This is a genomic window from Bacillus sp. SW14 (assembly GCF_047608225.1).
Classification (GTDB): Bacteria; Bacillota; Bacilli; order Bacillales; family Bacillaceae; genus Bacillus; species Bacillus subtilis_G.
Map to the genome: position 1 here is coordinate 4,103,407 of NZ_JBLKRW010000001.1, position 23,875 is coordinate 4,127,281.

At 43.7% G+C, this 23,875-nt stretch carries 23 protein-coding genes and 1 pseudogene; 9 read left to right on the forward strand and 15 right to left on the reverse strand.

The features are described from left to right. Positions 1-82 precede the first annotated feature (82 nt). From ACMX2I_RS20695 to purT, 11 genes are all read right to left on the reverse strand, one after another. The gene (locus tag ACMX2I_RS20695) at positions 83-1,051 is read right to left on the reverse strand and encodes a rhodanese-related sulfurtransferase (protein ID WP_087991800.1); all 969 of its coding nucleotides are present in this window, start codon (positions 1,049-1,051) and stop codon (positions 83-85) included. A 199-nt stretch (positions 1,052-1,250) separates the two neighbouring features. Further along, positions 1,251-2,138 (reverse strand): helix-turn-helix transcriptional regulator, encoded by an 888-nt coding sequence (locus ACMX2I_RS20700; protein WP_414958372.1) that lies wholly within the window; start codon positions 2,136-2,138, stop codon positions 1,251-1,253. A 107-nt stretch (positions 2,139-2,245) separates the two neighbouring features. Next, the gene (locus ACMX2I_RS20705; protein ID WP_414958207.1) at positions 2,246-3,586 is read right to left on the reverse strand and encodes an erythromycin esterase family protein; all 1,341 of its coding nucleotides are present in this window, start codon (positions 3,584-3,586) and stop codon (positions 2,246-2,248) included. Between the two features lie 93 nt (positions 3,587-3,679). Continuing rightward, a complete protein-coding gene (locus ACMX2I_RS20710) occupies positions 3,680-3,970 on the reverse strand; it encodes a hypothetical protein (protein WP_414958208.1) in 291 nt (96 codons plus the stop codon). Positions 3,971-4,025: 55 nt separating this feature from the next. Further along, a complete protein-coding gene (locus ACMX2I_RS20715; protein ID WP_414958209.1) occupies positions 4,026-4,817 on the reverse strand; it encodes a phosphatidylserine decarboxylase in 792 nt (263 codons plus the stop codon). Continuing rightward, on the reverse strand, positions 4,810-5,298 hold the full coding sequence (locus ACMX2I_RS20720) for a DedA family protein (RefSeq protein WP_087991795.1): 489 nt from the start codon (positions 5,296-5,298) through the stop codon (positions 4,810-4,812). Before ACMX2I_RS20720 ends, ACMX2I_RS20715 begins: the two co-directional genes overlap by 8 nt. After that, positions 5,289-5,822, reverse strand: coding sequence for a CDP-diacylglycerol--serine O-phosphatidyltransferase (gene pssA / locus ACMX2I_RS20725; protein WP_087991794.1), 534 nt, complete (start codon positions 5,820-5,822; stop codon positions 5,289-5,291). Before pssA ends, ACMX2I_RS20720 begins: the two co-directional genes overlap by 10 nt. Before the next feature lie 199 nt (positions 5,823-6,021). Beyond that, complete coding sequence (locus ACMX2I_RS20730) at positions 6,022-6,906, reverse strand: alpha/beta fold hydrolase (RefSeq protein ID WP_414958210.1); 885 nt, start codon at positions 6,904-6,906, stop codon at positions 6,022-6,024. Between the two features lie 174 nt (positions 6,907-7,080). Further along, positions 7,081-7,479: a YbfJ family protein gene (locus ACMX2I_RS20735; protein ID WP_414958211.1), complete on the reverse strand. Its 399-nt coding sequence runs from the start codon at positions 7,477-7,479 to the stop codon at positions 7,081-7,083. After that, positions 7,442-8,380, reverse strand: a complete 939-nt coding sequence (mpr, locus tag ACMX2I_RS20740) for an extracellular metalloprotease Mpr (RefSeq protein ID WP_414958212.1) — start codon at positions 8,378-8,380, stop codon at positions 7,442-7,444. Before mpr ends, ACMX2I_RS20735 begins: the two co-directional genes overlap by 38 nt. A gap of 144 nt (positions 8,381-8,524) precedes the next feature. Continuing rightward, positions 8,525-9,679 (reverse strand): phosphoribosylglycinamide formyltransferase 2, encoded by a 1,155-nt coding sequence (gene purT, locus ACMX2I_RS20745; protein WP_414958213.1) that lies wholly within the window; start codon positions 9,677-9,679, stop codon positions 8,525-8,527. 515 nt (positions 9,680-10,194) lie between these two features. On the opposite strand from purT, the gene ACMX2I_RS20750 reads away from it, so the two are divergent. The 6 genes and pseudogenes from ACMX2I_RS20750 (at position 10,195) to ACMX2I_RS20775 (ending at position 16,440) form a co-directional block, all read left to right on the forward strand. Beyond that, on the forward strand, positions 10,195-10,779 hold the full coding sequence (locus tag ACMX2I_RS20750; protein WP_414958214.1) for a helix-turn-helix domain-containing protein: 585 nt from the start codon (positions 10,195-10,197) through the stop codon (positions 10,777-10,779). A gap of 121 nt (positions 10,780-10,900) precedes the next feature. Then, positions 10,901-12,943: a T7SS effector LXG polymorphic toxin gene (locus tag ACMX2I_RS20755; RefSeq protein WP_414958215.1), complete on the forward strand. Its 2,043-nt coding sequence runs from the start codon at positions 10,901-10,903 to the stop codon at positions 12,941-12,943. A 12-nt stretch (positions 12,944-12,955) separates the two neighbouring features. Then, positions 12,956-13,966 (forward strand): ADP-ribosylglycohydrolase family protein, encoded by a 1,011-nt coding sequence (locus ACMX2I_RS20760; RefSeq protein ID WP_414958216.1) that lies wholly within the window; start codon positions 12,956-12,958, stop codon positions 13,964-13,966. Positions 13,967-14,129: 163 nt separating this feature from the next. Then, positions 14,130-14,957, forward strand: coding sequence for an AraC family ligand binding domain-containing protein (locus ACMX2I_RS20765; RefSeq protein ID WP_414958217.1), 828 nt, complete (start codon positions 14,130-14,132; stop codon positions 14,955-14,957). A 2-nt stretch (positions 14,958-14,959) separates the two neighbouring features. Continuing rightward, positions 14,960-15,879, forward strand: a pseudogene (locus tag ACMX2I_RS20770) (DMT family transporter). A gap of 135 nt (positions 15,880-16,014) precedes the next feature. Then, positions 16,015-16,440: a hypothetical protein gene (locus ACMX2I_RS20775; RefSeq protein ID WP_414958218.1), complete on the forward strand. Its 426-nt coding sequence runs from the start codon at positions 16,015-16,017 to the stop codon at positions 16,438-16,440. Between the two features lie 19 nt (positions 16,441-16,459). Here the strand turns inward: ACMX2I_RS20775 and ACMX2I_RS20780 are convergent, their stop codons facing one another. The 3 genes from ACMX2I_RS20780 to ACMX2I_RS20790 all read right to left on the reverse strand — a co-directional run bounded on the left by ACMX2I_RS20780 (position 16,460) and on the right by ACMX2I_RS20790 (position 18,967). Next, a complete protein-coding gene (locus ACMX2I_RS20780; protein WP_289348996.1) occupies positions 16,460-17,713 on the reverse strand; it encodes an MFS transporter in 1,254 nt (417 codons plus the stop codon). Beyond that, positions 17,710-18,627, reverse strand: a complete 918-nt coding sequence (locus tag ACMX2I_RS20785) for a bifunctional helix-turn-helix transcriptional regulator/GNAT family N-acetyltransferase (RefSeq protein WP_414958219.1) — start codon at positions 18,625-18,627, stop codon at positions 17,710-17,712. Before ACMX2I_RS20785 ends, ACMX2I_RS20780 begins: the two co-directional genes overlap by 4 nt. Positions 18,628-18,718: 91 nt before the next feature. Continuing rightward, positions 18,719-18,967: a YbeF family protein gene (locus ACMX2I_RS20790; RefSeq protein ID WP_003241403.1), complete on the reverse strand. Its 249-nt coding sequence runs from the start codon at positions 18,965-18,967 to the stop codon at positions 18,719-18,721. A 292-nt stretch (positions 18,968-19,259) separates the two neighbouring features. On the opposite strand from ACMX2I_RS20790, the gene glpT reads away from it, so the two are divergent. Continuing rightward, positions 19,260-20,594: a glycerol-3-phosphate transporter gene (glpT, locus tag ACMX2I_RS20795; RefSeq protein WP_087991785.1), complete on the forward strand. Its 1,335-nt coding sequence runs from the start codon at positions 19,260-19,262 to the stop codon at positions 20,592-20,594. A 100-nt stretch (positions 20,595-20,694) separates the two neighbouring features. Then, positions 20,695-21,594 carry a glycerophosphodiester phosphodiesterase gene (locus ACMX2I_RS20800; protein ID WP_414958220.1) on the forward strand — a complete coding sequence of 300 codons (900 nt, stop codon included), beginning with the start codon at positions 20,695-20,697 and terminating at the stop codon, positions 21,592-21,594. A 16-nt stretch (positions 21,595-21,610) separates the two neighbouring features. On the opposite strand, the gene ACMX2I_RS20805 is transcribed toward ACMX2I_RS20800, so the two are convergent. After that, positions 21,611-23,239 carry a Na/Pi cotransporter family protein gene (locus ACMX2I_RS20805; protein WP_176365284.1) on the reverse strand — a complete coding sequence of 543 codons (1,629 nt, stop codon included), beginning with the start codon at positions 23,237-23,239 and terminating at the stop codon, positions 21,611-21,613. Between the two features lie 362 nt (positions 23,240-23,601). Between ACMX2I_RS20805 and ACMX2I_RS20810 the strand changes: the two genes are divergently transcribed. Then, positions 23,602-23,862: a hypothetical protein gene (locus ACMX2I_RS20810; protein ID WP_039075993.1), complete on the forward strand. Its 261-nt coding sequence runs from the start codon at positions 23,602-23,604 to the stop codon at positions 23,860-23,862. Positions 23,863-23,875: the final 13 nt, after the last annotated feature.

Genomic DNA, 23,875 nt, shown 5'->3' on the forward strand with positions numbered 1-23,875 from the left:
AAAAAGGACAAAATCCCGAAACGAAATGTTTTAGGATTTTGTCAACATCTGAGAATACCTTGAATACAAGGTGTTCTTTCTCTTATTCAGCAGCAGCGTGATCTTCTTTTTCAATCGCTGCCAGTCTTGCGATGACTTCTTCTTCTGTCATATTGTGCTCTTTGACATACAGGTTTCTTGAGTTCGTGCGGCATTCGTGGCTGCAGCTGCGCATATACTTATACTCATTTTCCGGTGTGCATATCATTTTTTTGTTGCAAGATGGATTTGCGCAGTTCACATAACGCTCACACGGTTCACCTGTAAAGCAGTCTTTTCCGACAACCACATGCTCGACACGGTTGACAGGCACGCTGATTCTTTCATCAAAGACGTAGCACTGGCCGTCCCAAAGCTTGCCTTGCACCTCAGGATCTTTTCCGTATGTCACGATTCCGCCGTCAAGCTGTGATACATCTTCAAAACCTTGCTTCATCAGCCATCCTGAGAATTTTTCACAGCGCACGCCGCCCGTGCAGTACGTTAAAATCTGTTTGCCTTCAAGCAGCTCTTTGTTTTCTTCAATCCACTCAGGCAATTCACGGAAGGCTTCGATGTCAGGACGGACAGCACCTCTGAAATGGCCAAGATCATACTCGTAATCGTTACGCGCGTCGAGCACAATTGTATTTGGGTCCTGCATTTTCTCGTAAAATTCCGCAGGCTTCAAATGCTGTCCCGTTGTTTCATTCGGATCCACATCATCCTCAAGACGTAGCGTTACAAGCTCTTCCTTATGGCGGACGAAGATTTTTTTGAACGCATGGCCTTCTTCCTCATCAATTTTAAATACCATATCCGCAAAACGAGGATCAGCTTTCATTGTTTGCATATATTTTTCAGTCTGTTCAACGGTACCTGATACCGTACCGTTAATTCCTTCAGAAGAAACAAGAATACGGCCTAACAAACCAAGCTCCTTACAAAAAGCCAAATGCTGCTCTCTAAACGCCTCTGGATCTTCAATCGGAACATATTTATAGTAAAGTAATACTCTGTATTGTTTTTCCATGATTTAAACACCCTGTTCAATTATAGTTAGTTGCTATGCACACTCTTACTATATCATACAGGAAAATGCCGCAAAGATGAACATATCCGCACAGACTGATAAAAATATCCAAGCTCTTACAAACCCACGCGGCACAAGGGTTTATTAATAGCGAAAAGTATTTTCCATTAACTTACTAATAACAGTAGTTATCTGAAAACTATTTTTGTAGTTCCTCTTCAAAAGATAAATTTACCGGTTCATCTAAAAGTTCTCCCGGCATTTCAAGGTTTGTTGAAGGAACGCTCTCATCTACCTCTTCAAAAACAACATGATCCATCCACACCTGACCCGGCCCAGATAATTGGACACCAAAGGATATCACAGCGCTATTTTCAGGAACATCTAAAACGATAGCATAATGATTCCAATTGGTTGTTCCGGTAATAGGTCTGTTGCTCATATTATCAAATTGGAGAACGTCATCAGCAGCACTGTCAACCCGCATCCAAAGTGAGGCAAAATGCTGCACTTCTTTTGTTTTGATAAAACTTGATAGACGAAGCCTTTTTCCTAGATAGCGATCTGCTTTAAATTGCTGCATCATCGTCGCAAATTCACCGATATCCTGTACCATCGTTGATTTTAAATACCCTGAAGCTTTTCCCTGATGTACATTTTCCCGGTCAACTCCCATTTCGAATTGGAACGGATGGCTCCCGCTCAAAACCCAGCTCTTCATTTTTTTCTCCATGTAAGATTCCTCCTTTTTTGAAGTAAAACGCTTCATAAATGTTCGATATGCGCCAGGCGGCATGTGATACAGCTTTTTGAACGTCCTCGTAAATGCTTCTTGAGATTCAAACTGATAATACAAAGCAATATCAATAATGCGAAGATCTGTATAAAGCAAAGCTGCCGCTGCATTCGCAAGACGCCTTAACCGAATATAAGAAGCAACCGACATGCCGACTTCTTTTTGAAAAATCCGATGAAAATGGAATTTTGAAAAGCCTGAAACGTTTACAATATCCTCATTTGATATTTGCTCATGTAAATGTGATTCAATCCAATCAATCGTTTTCTGGACAGCTTTTTCATAGTACATTGCACGCTTCAATCTCCTTTCTTTTTTAGAATAATGGATCACGGCTTATATGTTTTGATGATTTTTGCGATATGTAAAAATCCCCTGTTTATCACAGGGGACGCCGCTCACTTGATAATGACAGATGGCGTGATATGCTCCAGCCAAATGACACCGTCATATTGCTCCTTTAGGATCATTCGCTCTTCCATGAACCCCCAATAGAGTGCTGTCCGCGGGGTATACATCCACGAAGTGCCTTTCTTGTTTTTTGTATGGAGAAAATCAACAAACACAGCTGGATGGTCCGCAGCCTTCAGCAATGCTTCGAGACTTCCAGTCGGCGGCGGGCTTGTGACCGGCGTAACGGTCTTATTGTCTGAGCTATCAAGACTGGCGCCTGAATATGCATAAATGCCAATCGTATATGTTTGTTTTTTCAGCCGCTCCGGCAAATAATCACCCATATTAGGAGTGTTTGCCTGTGTCATATCCTTAACCATTTTCGTATTCTGTTTGCGGAGATGGTAATTGTGGCCCCAGACAATGATTTTCTTTTTCGGATAAAGGGTTTCCGCTACCCACTGAAATTGTTCAGCCATCATGCGGTCTCTTAAAACGAAAGGAAACTCCTCTAAATTCTCCGGATAATCCTCTAGCTTTTGTTTCATTTCTTGAGGCATATACGTTTCCATTACGTCAATTCGCAGCTGGAGAGAATGCATAAACATCTCATAAGCTTTCGGCTCTTTCGGTAGTTGTGTTTTTAACTTCGATGCATGTGTTTCTGCGAATTGAATAAGCTCACCGTAGTTTTTCACCAGCACTTCCTTCTTTTGCGTAAATTCCTCAAAGGTGCTGCTGCCAGTCACCAATTCTGAAAAATCGTTTTCTGATTGGGAAAGCAGCTCAGCTTTTTCCGGGTTCACCGCCTTCACCCATTGATTCGCAGCATCATTGAATGAATTCTTCATGCTTTGAATATCAAAGCCAGTGAGGATCAGCGGATCGCCTTTCTCTTTTTGCTCTTTCATGTAATCAAACAGTTCAACGACATCTTCTGTGTGCCAAACGGCGTAAATGGAGTTTTTCATCGTGCTCTTAGAGGTGGATTGGCCCATATTAAGGTAGGATGTATTTGTATCCGAAAATCCGGACTCGAATGCCAAAACATCATATCCTAATTCTTCATGGAGGTATTTGATCATGCGGACCTTTGTTGCATTGATTTCGCCAGCGCCGTGTGTGGTTTCTCCTAACTGAACGATTCGTTTTCCCTTCAGCACCTTCTTCAGAAAGCGAAGGTCTTTGTTTGAAGCATCGGAAGAATCCAGTGGACGCGCATATCGTTCAATCCAGCGCTCCCAATGTTTTTCTTCAGAAGCAGCACGGGCTGAGGCTGAAAAAAAAGAAAACACCAGACAGACAATCAGCAGCGGCAGAGCCATTTTCACTATCATTCGTTTCAATTCTATCTCTCCTTTTCTGCAAGGTTCTCTAGTAGTTACGAGATTGATATAGAAAAAGTTTCCTTTTTCCACCAGCAAAAAAAGCCTCTCTTATTAAAAGAAGCTTTCACTGGATTCTCTCATCACCTGATGAAAGTAAAACCGATACGTATTTCGTAAAAATGTTTCTACTGAAAGCTGCACATCCGCTTGGTATTTGCTGATGATAAACGGAAACCGCTCGATTCCTTTCTTGTGCAGGTCGCTCGCCAGTGCCTCATCCGTTGCCATTTCTTGCAGAATCGCTTCAATGATCGGCCAGCACGCCTCCCGCACTTTCCGCAGGACGGCTTCATCTCCTGTTTTCTGATAATCTGTGATCCAGCTGGCGATTTGTTTCTCCATGAGTCTCACTTCCTTCCAAAAAAAAGAGGCGCTTCGTTTAGACGAGCCCCTCTTTTTACTCTTCGTAACCTATCAGTTCTCCGACTTGGACTTCCTGGTCTTCTGTTAAATTGGCGGCCGGCTTGAACGCGTCTTTTTCAAAAATCAAAATGACGGTTGAGCCGAATGAAAAGTATCCCAGCTCTTCGCCGATCTCCAGCTCGTCCCGTGTACTCGTCTGCACGATAGAATTAATATTCATCGCGCCGACAGGAATCATCAGGACACTTCGACTGCCGCCATTCAGCTCGTACACAAACCGGTAATTTTTCGACAGCACATCTTTTCCGTATTTTAACCCTAATTGATTTACCGGGTATGAACGATTTCCGAGCTCGGCCAGCTTTTGATACCTGCAGCTGATTGGGGAATGGAAACGGTGATAATGCCGCGGGCTTAGATACAGCACGACGAAGTAACCGCCGTTGTATTGATGGTCCGCGCGTTTACAGCCGGTCAGCTCAGCGAATGAATAATCTTTTCCCTTTACCGTAAAGGTTTGATTCGGGTTGATTTTTCCCACCGTCTGCACCACACCGTCAACAGGGCTGACCACCGCCTGCAACTCTTTTGAAACAGGGCGCCGCTCCAGATTAATATGTCGAATGAACAATTCGGACAGCGAACCGTAATCAGCGGCCGTACCGTCAACATCATCCCAATTTAGCCGAAAATGTTTTGAGAAAAGCGGAATGACCGGTTTGCTGATTTTAGACTCGCAAAATCCTTTAATCAGATAGGATGACAGACGATGATTCGTCAGCTCTATCAATGAACGATACAGAATCTTTACAGCTGTGTTAAACATGAATAATCCCTATAACCCTTCCGATTGTAATAAAAATAAAGCACCATAAAAAGGCGCCGATTGCCGCAAACGCAATATACGTTTTCAGCTCCATTTTGCCGATTCCCGAAAAGTAGCACGTCATATGTCTGACGCCGGGTATGAAATAACCTAAAATAAGCGAATATGGACCGTATTTCTTCATCCATTTTTCCACTTTCATCATTCTCTTTTCTTTTAATCCGACCCACTTGCCGTACTTGTCGATAAATGGGCGACCGGCTTTTCTGCCGATCATGTAGCTGATCAGCATACCTGACAAAGCCCCGACAAAACTGATGAATATCGAAAGCTCATAATTCAGCACGTCCGTATGCGTAAAGTAGCCGACGACAGTCATCATCACTTCATCGGGTATCGGCAATCCAACAATCCCTAATACGAGCATCAAAAAAATAGCGAGATAACCGTAATCCGCTATGAGCTGCTGAACTAATTCCATCTCCCGGACTCCAGGTTTTCTGCCGCGTGTTTTTTAAAATGAGGAAATTTAATTTTGCTCACCATTAAATATGAAAGTCCGCAAGTGCCGATCGCCAGCAGGATCGGGTTATAGGTAAAGCTGAGAATCACAAGACACATGCCCGCAAATGGAATCGGCATTCCGATAAATGTCGGAAGCTTACTTTGTTCAATGTTAAATTTAGAGAGGCGAAGCATTCCGCAAATGCTGTACGTCAATGCGCATAAAATCCCGATAAATGGAAGAGAGTATAATGCGACACTGTAAGCAAGCATTGAAGGAGCCACGCCAAACGTCACTAGGTCGGCAAACGAATCCAGTTCTTTTCCCATATCAGAAACGGCATTCAGCTTACGTGCAGCCATCCCGTCAAAAAAATCGAGAAGCATGCCGGTAAAAATGAAGAGCACTGCTGAATGAATGTTGTGATATAACAAGGAATGAATCGCCAGCAGTCCGCAAATAAAATTTCCTATCGTAATCATACAGGGGATATAATTCACAGTGTAACCAAACCTCCAATTGTAAAACCATCTATCATTATTCGACGTTATGGATCGAATAGCGTTACAGGAAAAATTTTCTCTATTAAGCATGATAACATAAAATGCCCCGCAAAAAGCAGCATTCAAATTCTATTATTATACAACATTTTTTACCTTTTGAACAATGAATGCCATTCTTTTCATGTTTCTGACAATTTTATTCTTCGTTCAAAAAGGACAAGACTCGTTGATTGACGTACTCTGGCTGCTCCAGAGATAACAAATGCCCGGCGTTCTTCACGATTTCAGCCTGAATTCCCGGCACCAATATTGAAGCCCGCTCTAAAGCCATTTGCTGATGGTACATGACCTCGTGCTCACCGAACATCAGCAGCATCGGGACCGCAATCGATTTCAATTCCCGGTCTGTGAACACGTACGGAAAGCCGTTTTCTGTCGGCTTCAGGCTTCTTTGTTCATCCTGCCATTCCACACCCGCCACAATTTGTCTTTGCAGCGCAGGATGCAGATCATAACGGCTATCCGTAATCCACTCGATATAGGCCTCAGTTCCTCTTGATCCCGTAAGGCCCGCAGCAAATTTATAGACATCTGGATAATATGATATAAATGCTTCAGCAGGACTCATCACAACCGCCCGCTCTACTCTTTCAGGCGATTGGAGCAAAAAATTCACGATATGGGAACCCCCCAGCGAGAGGCCTGCCAAGTGTGCGGTCTCAAGTTCAAGCGAATCTAAGACGTCTTTCAGCCATTCTGCGCAACCTGCTCTCGTATCCAGAGCAGCTGACGGTATACTTTTATTTTTGTCTCCTATTATATCGACCGCATATGTACGATATTGACTGCTCCACGCCGCGATATTCGGATACCACATAAGAGAGCTGAAGAGCCCCCTGTGAAGCAAAACGAGCGAAGGTGCGTCCTTTGGCCCACTTGCCATGATATGTGTTTTGCCAAAACGAGTAGAAACATAGAATGCTTCCGACTCAATCGGCCACAAAGAAAGGCTTTGATCATATGCCTGGTAAAAGCGAAGACCGCTTTCAGCCGAGGCAAGCTGCATCGAATCTTGTGTCATCTTCTTCTTTTTCCTCCGGGTTTGATTGATATAAAATAAAGGATAATGCTCCTTTTATCTCGTAAGAAAAAATACCTATTTATCATTATCTCATATTATAAATTTCCAGTATATATATATAGTTTGGCTTTCTGTGATAAAAAAAGGCCGTTTCCTCGAAATCAAGGAAACCGCCTATTCTTTGAAAACTAATGGAATGACCTTATCTTTTTTATCCTCAGTTAATGAGATGTGATGGGTTACTGATTTTTCACCCTTCGTCAAAGCGACTGAGTAGTCACCTTTTTTGCCGGTATCCCATTTGATGTCTCCATTTTTGTCTGTTTTGCCAAGTATCTCGCCAATCTCTATACTCGGCTCCTGATCTGAGACCGGTGCTGCGACAATCGTCACTTGAACCCCTTCAACCGGCAGCCCCTTGGCATCCTCCACATGAAGAGTGACAGGTATAGGGGTTTCTTTCTGAGCAGAATGCGTCTGTGAACTGCATCCGCATAAAAACAAAATAGACATGAAAATAGCTAATTTGCTGTATTTATTGATTTGCCCAATATTGAATATTATTGAATACATCGTTCGTCACCCTTGTTCCCAAGTTATATGACGATCCCCCGTTCGTGTGAATCGCAATAGCTGTCTGTCCTGTATCACTGTAGTTTCGATACACAGGCGAGCCGCTTTGGCAGCCGTACGTATCAGTTGTATAGGTCAGCTTATACGTTTCAGCGGATCGAATCGGCTTTGTACCAGACCACATCGTGCCAAATGTTTTGTCACACGGGAATCCTGTCACTGACGAGGAAAGACCCACGGGACTGCTGCTGTTTGTTGTCCGGTAGCCGTACCAGCCAACCGTGTTTCCAGGAGAACCGTTTAATTTAACAGCTCCGTAATCATAATTGGTATTTTTGCTATCCGTCCACCCTTTGACGGAGTAAAACATCGTGCCAGAATAAGTTCCATATGGATATGACGAACCATTGCGGCCCGGCGCGGCTGTTATCGTTGAAGCCCATCCGTGATCCTGACTGTACACACAATGTCCAGCCGTTACGACAGTATTCGGATTGACTAAAAATCCGGTACATCCATAAGTGCTTGAAGTGTTGGGATACTTGATTGAAAGTTGAACAGTTGCTCTGTAAGGAAAAGAAGTAGTACTGGAGATTCTGGTGCGTTCATCGGTTCCGATGATACTTGAAGGCTGTAAGGCTTGAATGTCTTTTGCCAGTTCCGTGCTGCCGTATAACGATTTACTTGTTTTCCCGGTTCCCTCATAAGGGGCGGAAACCTGTTCTGCTTTTGATGGTTGATTTTTCGTGGCATCAGCTTCTTTACCGGTATTGGAAACAGAAGTTTGCGGATTCTCTGCCGCTTTGGCCGGTGCGCCGAAAGATACCGCTGCTGCCAATGCCAAACATAAAACCGTTAAACCAGTGAACCATTTTTTTCTGAATGTTGAAACTAATTTCATTTTAGCCATCTCCCTCCCTTTGTGTCAACCACTCTTATACATGGAAGACTTTTACATTATAATCACATTTCTGATTCTTATGATAAAACTTTTATGGAGGATGAAAAAAACAGGCCTTGTACATGACAAAGGCCCGCTTAAACTCTACTTTATAGATAGCTGATCCAACGCTTTCTTTGCGTTCTCTCTCGCTGTTTCGACTGTATCTGCCCCAGAAAGCGCAACCGCCATACGGCGTCCGGCTTTCGTTATCGGCTTGCCAAAGACGCGAACTTGTGTCTTCGGTACTGCCAGCGCGTTTTCCAGGCCTTCAACAGTGTAGTCCGCTGATTCTTCCGGTGCTTTGAGGGGCCGGCTGGCGCCAGGAGAAAGCTGGGTGATTTCTGTAATCGGAAAACCGAGAATCGCCCGGACATGCAGCGCGAATTCTGACAAATTTTGCGTCACCAGCGTGACAAGACCCGTATCATGCGGACGAGGAGATACCTCACTGAAATACACTTTATCTTTCGCAAGGAACAGCTCAACGCCAAACAGACCGTATCCGCCAAGCTCATCCGTAATGGCTTTCGCAATATGCTTCGCTTCTACCTTTTGCTGCTCTGTCATATGATGCGGCTGCCATGATTCGATATAGTCTCCGTCCTTTTGCACATGGCCGATCGGCTCGCAAAATGTCGTCCCGTTGACAGCACGTACGGTTAAGAGCGTGATTTCTGATTCGAATGGAATAAACTCCTCAACAATCACGCGACCGTTTTTCACCCGTCCGCCTTCCATCGCCGTCTCCCAGCAGCTTGCTAAATCCGCTTCAGAGCGGCATACACTTTGGCCTTTTCCAGAAGAACTCATCAATGGTTTAACGACACAAGGGAAGCCGATCTGAGCTGCCGCTTGTACAAATTCGTCATATGTATTCGCAAATTCATAGCCAGCCGTCGCAAGTCCGAGCGTTTCCGCCGCAAGCCGCCTGATGCCTTCCCGATCCATCGTCAGCTTCGCCGCACGCGCATTTGGGATGACGTAAAATCCTTCCTCTTCAAGCTTCAGCAATTCATCCGTCGCGATCGCCTCAACCTCAGGCACAATCAAATCCGGCTTTTCTTTCTCAACGATAGTTCTGATCTGCTCGCGATCCAGCATATCAACGACATAGCTGTTATGCGCGACCTGCATCGCCGGAGCATGCTCATAACTGTCAACCGCCACCGTATGCACCCCAAGACGCTGTGCTTCAATCACTACCTCTTTTCCTAACTCACCTGAACCTAACAACAAAACCTTCTTCGATTGGTACATCTCTGCCCCTCCTATCTGTTTCCCAACCATTATAACTGAAATATTCGAAAAATAAATTTTTATTAAAAAAGACAAAATAAGAAAAACTTAAGCTGGAGCAGGTTTCCGCATCATTTCCACCCTATATACAAGCGGTCATTGCTGAACTCAAAACATCTATCCCATTCGCCGCATCCTGCTTCACCGCCGTTGATCCGGATACACTGCTTTCGACCGGAGCCATCACAGACAGCCAGATCGAAAGCATCCATCCGCAGCTGTTTGAATCCGAGTATGGGCAGCAGGACTATAACCAGTACACAGCGCTCATACACACAAAACAAACGGCGGCCGTTTTAAGTGAAGCGACAGGCGGTGATTTACAGAAAAGCAAGCGCTATACGGATATCTTACAGCCTGCCGGGTTTGGCGATGAGCTCCGGGCTGTCTTCATGGACCAAGGGGAATACTGGGGTCATCTGTCCCTGTTCCGCGGGATTAAGGAACCTCACTTTCAAAAAGAAGAACGCCGTGTTATGGCAGATCTGGTCCCGCTAATCGGCCAAGCGATGCGCCGGTTCAGGCTCGCACTTTCTCCAAATATATCTGAGCAAACACCTGATGCGGGTATTTTGATTCTTTCTCACGCACTTGACATCCTCTCCTATAACCAGCCTGCCCGCCATTGGCTCAATATCCTGCGTGAGTGGGAGAATATAAACGAAGATATACTGCCTAAACCGATTCGCGCCGTCAGCACGAAAGCAAGAACAACTGAAACAGCCAAGGTTCTCATGACAATCCCCGGCCAGCCCTGCCTCTCCTTGAAAGCAAGCCGGCTGACTGGAATCACGGAACAAATCGCCGTCTCATTCGAACCAGCGTCCCCAGCCGAAACCTTGATGATATTATCTGATGCATTCAATCTGACAAAACGTGAAAAAGACATCACCAGCTGTGTGATCAGAGGGCTTTCCACAAAAGAAATCGCAGGTGAACTGCACATTTCCGCATATACCGTGCAGGATCACCTGAAATCCATTTTCACAAAAACCAGGGCGGGAAGCCGGCGAAAATTGGTGCGGATGTTGATTCCAGCAGCTTTTCCTGTCTATGAGTAAAATGATTAAAAAGAATCAGTAAAAAAGTACCTTTTTTCTTGTTTTTTCAGTTTTCACTCCTTTCCTGAATTCACCATGGTACCATATTTACAGGGAAATTCAGGCGAAAGGACACAGTACATTGAAAATATTTGAAGCAAATACGATTTTAGAAACTGCCGAAACGCGCCTTAAAGCCTATCAAACATTGAGAGAGCATATGGCTGTTCTAAAGAAACAGTTCAAAGAGATGGCAAACTTGGATGATGCCATGACAGGCAAGGGTGCTAACGCAATTAAAGCATTCTATAAGGAACAAGCGGCAGGAGCGGATCTGTGGCTGGACCTCATTGACATGAGAATCGCCTTTTTCAAAAACATGCCAGCCGCAATTGAGAAAGCAACATTCGGTGACGATGCATACGTTGAGGAATCCTATCTCGATAATGAACTGCATAACGGTCTTGTTAAAGCAGACGGCATTATAGATGCACAGCATAAAGAAATAAAATCAATCCTGAATTCAATTGATGACATTTTGCCGTTGTCCCTCTTTGACAATTCCACAGTCACTTATCAACTGGATAAAACAGATAAAAAACGAAAAAAAACGATTACACATCTGCATGACCTTGATGAGAAACTAAACAGTGATTACGAGGCCTCCGAAGCAGTGGAACATGAGGTTCAGGCATTTTTCGAAGCACTGACAGGCGCCACCAGCAAAGGCGGAAGCACAAATCCAATGAGCTTTAACGCAAAAGCCTTTCACGAAACAGACGCTTATCAAAACAAAGAAGATATTCACAAACAAGCCCAGCAGTTCATCAAAGCAAAAAAACAGGAAGAAATCGAGTATCTCAAGAAAAAACTCGACAAAACTACTGACCCTGATGAATACTTGAAAATTGCAGACAAGATTGGCACTGACAACCTGAGCGCTGAGCAATTACAATATTATTCAAGCATTGTTCAAATGAAAGCCCAGCAGGAAACAGGAAGAATGCTTGTCGAAGGCGGAAAAGGTGTAATTGTCGGGCTCTGGGATGCCGGAAAAGATATCGTCACCGGTGCATGCAACCTCGCAGTCGGTGCTTACGATCTTGCTGTATGGTCGTATAGAGCACAGGGTAGGATGGGCATCGAAGAACAAGTCAAAGCCGGACAGGAACTCCAAAATGTCATTTATAGCGCGCCCGAAACTTTTGAATACATGGTCGATTCATTCAAAACATCTTGGAACGACAATATGGTTCATGGTGATGTTTACAGCCGCTCCCACTACATCACTTACGCAGTTGCTTCCCTTTTTGGAGCCAAAGGACTCGGAAAAGTGGCATCAGCAACAAAAGCCGGGAAATTCGTGACAAAGGAAACAAAAGCTTTTGTGAACGATCATAAATCTTTAGCAAAGAACATTACTGATAAAACAAAACCTTATTTCACATTGCCAAGTAACAATCATCTAGAACCTGCAATACAGGGTGCTGGGAATATTGAAAACCCTATATCGAAACTTGAGAAGAATTTTGATAACAAACATGAAAACTTTGTCAATATTAATAGTAGCGATCAAAGCAAATCAGGTGGCGTAGGACCAAGTGAAAATTCTAAAATTACACGTGATATTAATACAGTAGAACAAGCACACCAATGGGGAAGCAAGCATTATGACGATTGGATTAATTCATTAACTCCACGTGAACAACATGCTATTAAGCAATATACTGGTGACGATTATAAGAAAATAAATGATTATTTAAGAGGAATTAGTGATTCTTTAGATGGCATTGATTTAGATACAATCTATAATATAAAGAATGGGCTGGATAAAGCGAGAGTTCCACACAATTTACAAGTTTATAGAGGGACAGACCTCAGACCTTTAGAGTCATTAATTGAAGTTGACAAATATGGAGACATTAATGCTGAATCACTAATTGGGAAGACTTTTAGAGACAACGGTTTTGTAAGTACTGCAATTGTTAAAGAATCATCCTTTGAACACATGAAAGTCTCATGGGAAATAAATATTCCAGCAGGAGCTAATGCAGCTTATCTCGGAAAGATAAGTCATTTCCCAAATGAAGCTGAGTTACTTTTAAATTTTGGACAAGAGATGGTAATTAAAAGCGCACATGTTGACAGCAGCAATAAGTTACATATTGTTTTAGACTTAATTTAAGTGGGTGAAAAAATGAGAGGCAGAAGAATGATAGATAGATGGGAAGATGACAATAAGAGCTTCCTTAAACTGAATATAAAAAACAAAGTACTCCCAACAATATACGGTGGCATTATTGGAGATATGTTAGGAGTTCCAGTTGAATTTAAAACAAGAGGAGAATTTCATATACAGGATATAGTTGGATACGGCACATATAATCAACCTCCCGGAACCTGGTCTGACGATACATCGCTGACTTTGTGTCTGATGGAGAATGTAGTTGAAGAAGGAAGTACCAACAATTTGATGCAGAAATTTAAACAGTATCAAGACGAAGGCTATTGGACGCCGTATGGCGAAATGTTTGACATTGGAAGGACGACTGCTGAAGCGATTACCCGATTTAGGAAAGGTGTTCTGTCAGAAGAATGCGGCGGTCAGTCAGAGTTTGATAACGGAAATGGAGCATTAATGAGAATTTCACCATTAGTGTTTATTTTACATAAAGAATTTGATTTTGTAAAAAAAGCGGAGATGATCAAGAAATACACTGAAATAACCCATGCCCATCCGCGTGCTATAGTTGGTTCCATTATTTATGTTGAGCTATTACTAAGGCTATACTATAACAATTCAATTGATACATCTTTAAGAGAAGTGAAAGAGCTTTTCGATGAGAATTTTGCAAAGGAACATATATACCATAAAGAGCTAACCCATTATGAAAGAATTTTTGACAAACGTTTTTTGAATACACCAAGAGAAGAAATTCGATCAGACGGGTATGCCGTTCATACTTTAGAAGCGGCAATATGGTGTTTCGGCACTACCTCTTCATTTACCGAAGCAGTACTGACTGCAGTCAACCTAGGAGAAGATACTGATACGGTAGCATCTATAACAGGATCGATAGCGGGTATGTATTATAAGATGGATGCAATCCCAGAAGATTGGTTAAACGAAATGGCTCGTAAGCAAGATATTGATAAGTTAATAAACAATTTCTACGAGTATTGTGCAGATAAAGCGATTATCGAGTAATATGGAAATATTGATTTTTGTTAAAACACTTAATCATACAAGGTAACGAAAGCAGACCAATCACGGTCTGCTTTCTCTATTCCAAACAGCAACATCATACAAGAAATCCCCAAAAATCATGCTACACTTAACCCAAGACCATCACACCGACAGGAGGCATCCCATGCAAAACGAAACACGCACATTGCAGCTTGACCCGCACCTTCATATAGAAGCCTACCGCTTTAAAGGGATTATGCAAAAATTCCCGAACCACTTTCACGATTATTATGTGATTGGCTTTATTGAAAAAGGACAGCGGTATCTGGCCTGTCAGGGTCAAGAATACGTCATCAATCCAGGTGATCTTCTCCTCTTTAACCCCCGTGACACGCATAGCTGTGAGCAGATTGACGGGCGGACGCTTGATTATCGGTGTATCAATGTGATGCCTGATGTCATGGAGAAGGCGGTGGAAGAGATTACTGGCACAGGACATCTCCCGTATTTCTCCCAGCATGTGTTATTCCGCCACGAGCTGACAGCCAGCCTGCAGGAATTGCATATGTTGATATCCAGAGAAAAGCAGGCTTTGCGCAAGGAGGAGCTGTTTCTTCACCTGCTGGAAGAGCTGATCCGCCGTTATTCTGACGTCACGTTCCTCAGCAGCATTCCCGAACCGTCCGACGAGGTCAAAATGGTTTGCGGATTTCTAGAAAAACATTACGCTGAGAACGTTACGCTCAATGATTTGAGTGAATTAACAGGATGGAGCAAATATCATTTATTGCGTTCATTTACAAAACAAAAAGGAATTACGCCTAATAGTTACCTGGAGACAATCCGGATTAATCAAGCGAAAAAACTCCTTGAACAAGGGGTAAGACCGATCGATGCGGCTTTTCAGACAGGATTCAGCGATCAAAGCCATATGACGAAGTTTTTCAAACGGCAGGTGGGGCTGACGCCGAAGCAATACATGAAGATTTTTGAAAAGGAGCTTCAAAGATGAGCTTGAGCACACAAAGAGAAACGGCCGGGCATACCGCAGCCATTGCGACCATTCTGGTTTGGGGAACACCTTTATTTCGACAAAGGTTCTGCTGACTGACTTTACGCCAATGGAAATATTATTTTACCGGTTTTTGATGGGCTTTATTGCTCTTATTCTCGTACGTCCCAAAATGATACCGTTCAAAAACTGGCGGCAGGAGCTGTTATTTGCCGGGGCAGGTTTATTTGGCGTAACACTTTACTTTTTATTAGAAAATATAGCCCTTACGTATACATACGCTTCAAATGTCGGCATGATCGTGTCCATTATCCCGATGATCACGGCTGTACTGGCCCACTTTCTGCTTGAAGGCGAAAAACTGCGGCTGACTTTTTTCATTGGTTTTGGGGCGGCACTGATCGGGCTTTTATTGATTACGTTCAATGGCAATGTCGTACTGCGGCTGAATCCGTTCGGTGACATCATGGCAGTCGGAGCCGCTATCGTGTTTGGAGGCTATTCGATATTCATGAAAAAATTAAGCGCTTACGATTTTCATATCATCGAGCTGACACAGAGAGTGTTTTTGTACGGTTTGTTGTTTATGGTTCCCGCTTTATTTTTGTTCGATTTTCATTTTGACCTGAGCCGATTTTCATCTGCTTCAAATGTACTCAACATGCTCTTCCTCGGCATCGGCGCTTCCGCCCTGTGCTTTGCCACATGGAATTACTCAGTCGGCGTGCTCGGCGCCGTCAAATCCAGCGCGTATATTTACATGGTCCCAGTCATCACAATCGCCGCCTCCATCCTGATCCTGCACGAAAACATGACCTGGATCGCTCTCGCAGGAGGTGCGCTTACACTTTTAGGCCTCTACATTTCAGAGCTGAAACCGAAAGCGAAGCTGGTGGAGAACGGATGTCATATGGATGCTTAACGGCATCTATTTTTTATTCTACCGAACTATCTGCTATGTTACTGGCTTTGCTTATTATACTAGTTAACATCAAATTGTTTCACCTTGAAATAAGAAAATAAAATGCGCAATTTCTATACTTAGGAGATGTATGTATTGAATAAAGACCTACACACATATAAAGAAACCGATACAGCAGCGAAGTTTATTTTAGAACATGCAAAAGATGATAAAGAACTTTTGATTTTCCTAAACAAACATGACTCCATCATGCTGAATCAATTAAAAGTATTCTTTAGCGAACCACAACTCACATTCAAACACACCGTCAAAATCGTTTGTTTCGTGACATTCGTAACGTTATATATTTATTTTTTCAGCACTCGTTTTAATGAATTAATAGAATTAACTGTACAAATGTTTTTTGCCTTGATCGGCCTTTTTTGGGTTTTTGTTGTTTTCCCATTTTCAAGAAAAGTTCAAATCTCTGACCGCTTCAAACAAAAATCCGAAAACACCCGCATTGTCGGAATGATTGACTTCGTATTAGAACAGAAATACAAAAAAAGCATCTCTGAATAAAAGAAGAGATGCTTTTCTCTTACAGCTTCTCCACCACAGCCGCACTGTCACGCGTGACCGCCGCGGGCTCCCTCAGCAACACGTTCATCACACTCGCCAGCACAAGCATCCCGATCGACAAATAAAAAGCCAGTGTATATTCACCCGTTACCGTATAGATGACGCCAGGTATATACGCGCCGAGTGCCGAGCCGATTTGATGGGCGAGCGACAGCCAGCCGATCATGAGGCCGATCGAGTAGTTTTGAAAGTACTGGGTGGCGAGCATTTGAGTCGGCGCTACCGTGGCGAAGTCCACTAATCCAAACAAAATCGCAAAGCCTAAAAGCAAGTAAGGCTCGTGGCTGTAAATTAAAATCACAATCGACAGCGCGCGCACCGCATATAAATAGCACAGGATTTTCCGGCTGCTCCACCGGTCCGCTACAATTCCGGACAGTAAGATGCCAGCGATATTAAAGCCGGCAAGCAGACTGACAGCGGCACTGGTGACTGTCGTTGAAAAGCCGTGATCGTGAGAAAAGGGAATCAAATGAGTATCCATCAGCCCCACGGTCGTAAATCCGCAGATCAAAAACGGCAACATCAAAAACCAGAATTGCCTCATCCGAAACATCCCGGTCACTGAAAGAGCAGTTGTTTTGGGCGCTGTTTCTTTTTCCGCAGCCGCAAGCCCGCCTATCGGCTCTGCATTCTTTTCTGAAGGATTGTTTCGCAGCATCAGCATTGCAGCCGGAAAGACAATCACGATTAACAGCAGCCCTAACACCACAACCGTCAACTTCCAGCTAAACCAATGGATCAGCATGAGTGAGCCGGGAACGAGAAGCATTTGCCCAGCGCCAAAGCCTGCTTCCATGATCCCAAAAGCTAGTCCCCGCTTTTTGCTGAACCAATTGACGACCAACACACTTGCTGCCACATTTGATGCCCCGCCAACTCCAAGCGAGACACCTAATCCATAAAGCAAAAACAGCTGCCAAGGCGAAGTGACAAAGTATGTTAAGAAAATACTGACTCCTGTCAGCAGCGCACTCCATGACAAAACAGCCCGAGCACCCCATTTATCCACAAGCCGCCCGATCACAGGCTGAGATATGCCATAGACAATAAAGCTTATCGTAGAAATCAGCGAGATGGTGCCTCTATCCATTGAAAATTGCCGTTCCCACGGCTCCACAAACGCACCAAACGACAAGCGCACCCCCTGAACGGCCAATAAGATCAAAAAGGTGACGGAAACGATGATCCAAGCATAATGCAGCCTTTTCATGATAGATCCAAATCCCACCGTTCTTCTGTCAGACGCTGCCCCCATAATGGCGCTTCTTCTTTCACTTCACTTACCCTGAATCCAAATTTTTCGTAGAGCGGACGGGCCTCAGCCATGGTGCTCACCGTCCAAAGGAAAATGCGTTCAAACCTCATTTCCCTGCAGTATGCAACCAGATGCTCAAGCAATTGAGTGCCGAGCCGTCTGCCCCGAAAATCGTCATCAACCAGGAACCATCTGAGCTGCACAGTCTTTTCATCATGTTTGACCAAGCCCACACAGCCGGCAAATTTCCCGCCGCTTTCCGCGATCCATATGTTTTCGATTTCCGCATCAAATGTCTCATGAAGATAAGCTAAAAACGTGTCGTCCCAGCCATGCGCCTCCGCATAAAATTGTCTATGTTTTTCAATGAGGATTTGAAGATCATCCGAAAGAAAATAATCTCTAATCGATATGTCTGACGTTCTGGAAGTTAGTGACTGTGAAAGGATCGCTTCAATTTCTGCCATCGCCTCCGCAAGCTTGTGCTGGTCCTTTTGGTCAATTTCCTTCAGCATCAGTTCTACTTGTTCGTTCGCTTTCTCCTCCAACTTTTTATAAATCGTTTTTCCTGATTCCGTGACATAAATATAATGGTGGCGCGCATCAGCTTTGCTCTTCTGTTTATAGATCAAATCTTCTTTTTCAAACAGTTTCAACATCCTGCTGACATATCCCCGGTCAAGCCCAAGCTTATCCTGAAGGGCTTTTGCCGTACAATTGGGCGTATTATAAATTTCAAATAAAATCCGTGTTTCTGTTAAGGAAAACGGACTGTCGTAAATGTGCTCATTAAGGAAGCCAAGAACATTTGTATAGAATCGATTGAACTTTCTGAATTTTAAACCGACAGTTGATTCGCTGGTTTTCAAACTCATCCCCACTTTCTTATATCGTTGATTAAGTCAATTATAATCAAATATAGTTGCCATAGTCAACAATATATTAGAAAGTGGGGCATTTTCATTTTCCTGAAGCTTTTCTTTTCCTGATCACAATCAATGTGATATAGGATAAAGCCAGCGAAACCAAGCTATAGACAACAACCCACCCTAAGAATGATTCGTTAAAAATGGTAAAAGTGAGCACTAAAGAAATGAGCAGACTAAGCATTGGCATGAGATACACGTTTTTACAAACACAAGTCCCGGCAACCGATATCAATATAATCCCTAACGGTAAAATACCGAATGCAATATCTAATTCATCCACCTGCAACAGCCTCCCTCCAGATTTTTATGCTGCTTGTAAAAAAACATACCCGCAATTAGTAAAAGGATAATTTACACTTCCTATATCTACATTTGAAAATTACCCGTTTACATTCATTCCGGACTATGATAATTTAAGAAAGCGCTATCATGATAAGTTAATAGCTTGGATGGAGATGAGGAGAGCCAGGAATCCACCCCCTTTTAAACAAGGGGTGTTTTCTGGCTCTTTTTGTTTTTCGGAAAGGAGGCACGCCACACATCCAGCACAAACAGCAAAGGGGATGATTTTGATGTTTCACATGTTTAAACCGGCTCCTCACATTGAGAGACTGGATGATTCAAAGACGGATGCGGCTTATAAAAGGCTTAGGCTCCAAGTATTCATTGGTATTTTTATCGGCTACGCAGGCTACTACCTGCTGCGGAAAAACTTTGCCTTTGCCATTCCTTATCTGCAGGAACAGGGATTTTCAAAAACGGAACTGGGCTTGGTGCTGGCCGCTGTGTCCATTGCGTACGGCTTCAGTAAATTCATCATGGGCATGGTGTCTGACCGCTGCAATCCGAGATATTTTCTCGCGACAGGCCTATTTTTATCAGCAATCGTTAACATTCTTTTCGTTTCAATGCCTTGGGTGACTTCGAGCGTCACCATCATGTTCATTTTTATGTTTATCAACGGATGGTTTCAGGGAATGGGCTGGCCGCCATGCGGCAGGACAATGGCCCACTGGTTTTCCATTAGTGAACGCGGGACAAAAATGTCGATCTGGAATGTCGCCCATAACATAGGCGGCGGTATTCTTGCTCCGCTTGTCACTCTTGGCATTGCGATGTTCGCGACTTGGAAAAGCGTGTTTTTCTTCCCAGCCATCATCGCCATTATCATTTCATTTTTGATTGTTTTATTGGTTCGCGATACGCCTCAATCTTGCGGACTCCCGCCAATTGAAGAGTATCGTAATGACTATCCCAAACACGCTTTTAAAAATCAGGAAAAAGAATTAACAACAAAAGAAATCCTTTTTCAATACGTGCTGAACAACAAATTTCTTTGGTACATCGCGTTTGCGAATGTATTTGTCTATTTTGTGCGGTACGGCGTTGTTGACTGGGCACCTACTTACCTAACAGAAGCCAAAGGCTTTTCTCCTGAGGACTCGCGCTGGTCGTATTTTCTTTACGAATACGCCGGCATACCGGGAACGATCCTGTGCGGCTGGATTAGCGACCGATTTTTCAGAAGCCGACGGGCACCGGCAGGCGTTTTGTTTATGGCGGGCGTTTTCATTGCCGTATTGGTGTACTGGCTGAATCCCGCCGGTCATCCGCTTGTAGACAACATCGCCCTGATCAGCATTGGCTTCTTAATCTACGGACCTGTTATGCTGATCGGCCTGCAAGCGATTGATCTTGCGCCGAAAAAAGCAGCCGGAACGGCGGCTGGTCTGACCGGATTTTTCGGATACATCGGCGGATCCGCTTTCGCCAACGCCATTATGGGCTTTGTCGTTGATCGATATGATTGGAACGGCGGCTTTATCATGCTGGTCTCTTCCTGCATTCTTGCCATCGTCTTCTTAGCTTTGACGTGGAATACAGGAAAACGGGCGGAGCACGTTTAAGAAAGAAAAACAAAAGATTAATCGTTTTCCAACACGCTGTTTACATCTGTTTTTTAATATGAAAGGCAGAGGTATGGCTTATCTATAAGGAGGAGAAATTATGCGGAAAAATAGAATACTAGCCTTGGTTCTTCTGTCGCTGGGCTTACTCTCATTTATGGTAACACCAGTGTCGGCAGCGTCAAAAGGAAACCTGCTGTCACCTGACCGTATCCTGACGGTCGCGCACAGAGGGGCTTCCGGATATGTGCCTGAACACACGATCCTGTCTTACGAAACCGCTCAGAAATTGAAAGCAGATTATATTGAACTGGATCTGCAAATGACAAAAGACGGCAAATTGATTGTCATGCACGATGAAAAACTGGACCGCACCACAAACGGAACAGGCTGGGTGAAAGACCATACACTCGCAGACATTAAGAAACTTGACGCCGGTTCTTGGTTTAATGAAGCCTATCCGAAAAAAGCAAAGCCGCAGTACGCCGGCCTTAAAGTTCCTACATTAGACGAAGTATTAGACCGTTTCGGAAAACACGCAAACTACTACATCGAAACAAAATCGCCTGACACCTACCCAGGTATGGAAGAAAAACTGATCGCTTCTTTGCAGAAGCATAAATTACTGGGCAAACGTTCTAAGCCCGGCCAAGTGATCATTCAATCGTTCAGCAAAGAAAGCCTGGTAAAAGTCAAGCAATTACAGCCAAACCTGCCAACTGTTCAATTGCTGGAAGCCAAACAAATGGCGTCAATGACAGATGCTGACCTAGAAGAAATCAAAACATACGCTGTCGGTGCAGGTCCGGATTATAAAGCCTTGAATCAAGAAAACGTCCGCATGATCCGCAGCCACGGCCTCCTGCTTCATCCTTACACAGTCAATACGGAAGCAGATATGCGCCGCCTGCTTGACTGGGGAGTGACAGGAGTGTTCACAAATTATCCTGATGTCTTTCAGCATGTGAAAAAAGACTACAAAAAAAGCTTAGAATCCTAGGATTCTAAGCTTTTTCTCATTGATTTTCACCAATAACAGCTTCTGCAACATTGACCGCATGATCGCCGATACGCTCCAGGTTGCTGATCATATCGACAAAGACAATGCCCGCTTGTCCAGTGCACAGCCCTTCATTCAGACGGATAATATGCTTTTTGCGAAGCTTCCGTTCCATTTTGTCAATTTCATCTTCTTTTTCAATGACTTGATCAGCGATCTTCACATCATTCTGGTGCAGAGCATCCATGGACGCCTTCACAGTAGAAATCGTCAAATCCATCATTTTCGTTAAATCCGCCATGGCAGATTCAGTAAGAACCACACGATGCGCCTGCTGATATTCAATCAGTTCAATCACATTTTCGAAGTGATCTCCGATTCTTTCAATGTCTCTGACTGTATCCATCAGCATATGATGCTCCTCAGACTCGTGCTCTGAGAGAGAGCTTGAAGAAAGCTCAATCAAATAATCAGTAATTTTCCGATCAAGATTGTTAACCGCATCCTCTAACTGGTAAGCATTTGCCGCGTATTTCGGCTGTTTTGTGACCAAGAACTGTTTTGTAACCTCCAGCCCCTGCACCGCAAAGTTCCCCATTTGCAGAACTTCTTCTTTTGCTTGCCCGAGAGCAATAGATGGAGATTGCTCAATAAAAATCGGATCAAGATGCGACTTGTATTCCACCATTGAGTCCTTGCCTGGAATCAGTTTTGTTACGATCAAAGCCAATATCCCGACAAAAGGAAGCTGTATGAGTGTATTGGACGTATTAAAGATTCCGTGCGCAAAGGCAATCGTCATTTTGGGATCAAGCCCCATTGAAGCCTGCAACCATAGAATCAAAGAGGTAAACGGCTTGAGCAAAATCAGGAAAATCGCTGTCCCGATAAGGTTAAACAGCACATGAGTAGCCGCAGCACGTCTCGCGGCAACAGATGCACCTAGAGACGCGAGAATCGCTGTGATCGTCGTTCCGATATTGTCCCCGAATAACACCGGAAGTGCGCCGTTAATATCAATCAGACCATCTGAAAATAAACCTTGCAGGATACCGATCGTGGCGCTGGAGCTTTGCACGAGTACCGTAAACAAAGTCCCAATGACAACACCTAAAACCGGATTGGTGCTCATACTAACCGTTAAATCATGAAAGGCCTCAAGTGAACGGAGCGGTTTCATGCCGCCGCTCATTAACTCCAATCCATAAAACAGAGCCCCGAATCCAAACACAATCTGGCCAGCATTTTGTATATTTTTATGTTTAAAGAAAAACAGTAAAAATCCGCCGAGAGCAATAATCGGCAAGGCATAGGCCCCTATGTCGATTCCGATAATAAACGCGGTAACCGTCGTTCCAATATTGGCCCCCATAATGACCCCAATGGCCTGGCGAAGCGTCATAAAGCCCGCACTGACGAGCCCTACGGTAATAACCGTGGTTCCGGAACTGCTCTGAATCAAAACCGTCACAATGATCCCCGCCAATACGCCCATCAGCGGATTGCTTGTAAAACGGTCTAAAATATTTCTTAATCTATCTCCAGCCGATTTCTGAAGTCCCTCTCCCATGAACTTAATCCCAATCAAGAAAATACCGAGACCTCCGAGAAATTCGAACAGTAATGTTTGTAAATCAATCGCCAACATGTTCACCTCTGTTTAGACATTATTCAGCAAACTCACTTCGATTATGTTTCAAGTTCAATTGGTTGTAAATAAAACAACCGCTGAATTTACAATAACTTAACAATCAGCCTTATGGTCCTATTTAACGTTTACATTCGTGTAATATTTCGCCGATGAACATGACCAATCGACTACAAAATTCTTACATCATCACAAGGTTTTATCATGGCAATTATTCTTTCCCTTTCCAGCTTTCCGTATACAGAAACAACATTCGCTTTACAGTTCTCCTGAGTAAGACAACCGGCAAGGTTTAACAATAATGAGAACGGGAATGATACAGGAAACACTACTCTTCAATTATAGAAAGGAGTATCACCATGAAACAAAAGCTGTTACTTTCAGGTCTCGCTGTTTCAACTGTCGGCATCACTTCTTATCTATTAAAGGACCCGTCAAATCGCCAAAAAGCAAGAGAATTCATTCACAGCATGAAAATGAAAATGACAAAACAGCCTGAAATGGAGAAGTTCCCAGTCGATAAAGCCGGCCACCCGCACCCGCAAGATATCGAGGATAACAAAATGGTATCCGAAGGCTCCATGTATCCCGTCCAATATTACGATGAAAAAAAGAAGTAATCTAAAAGCTCTC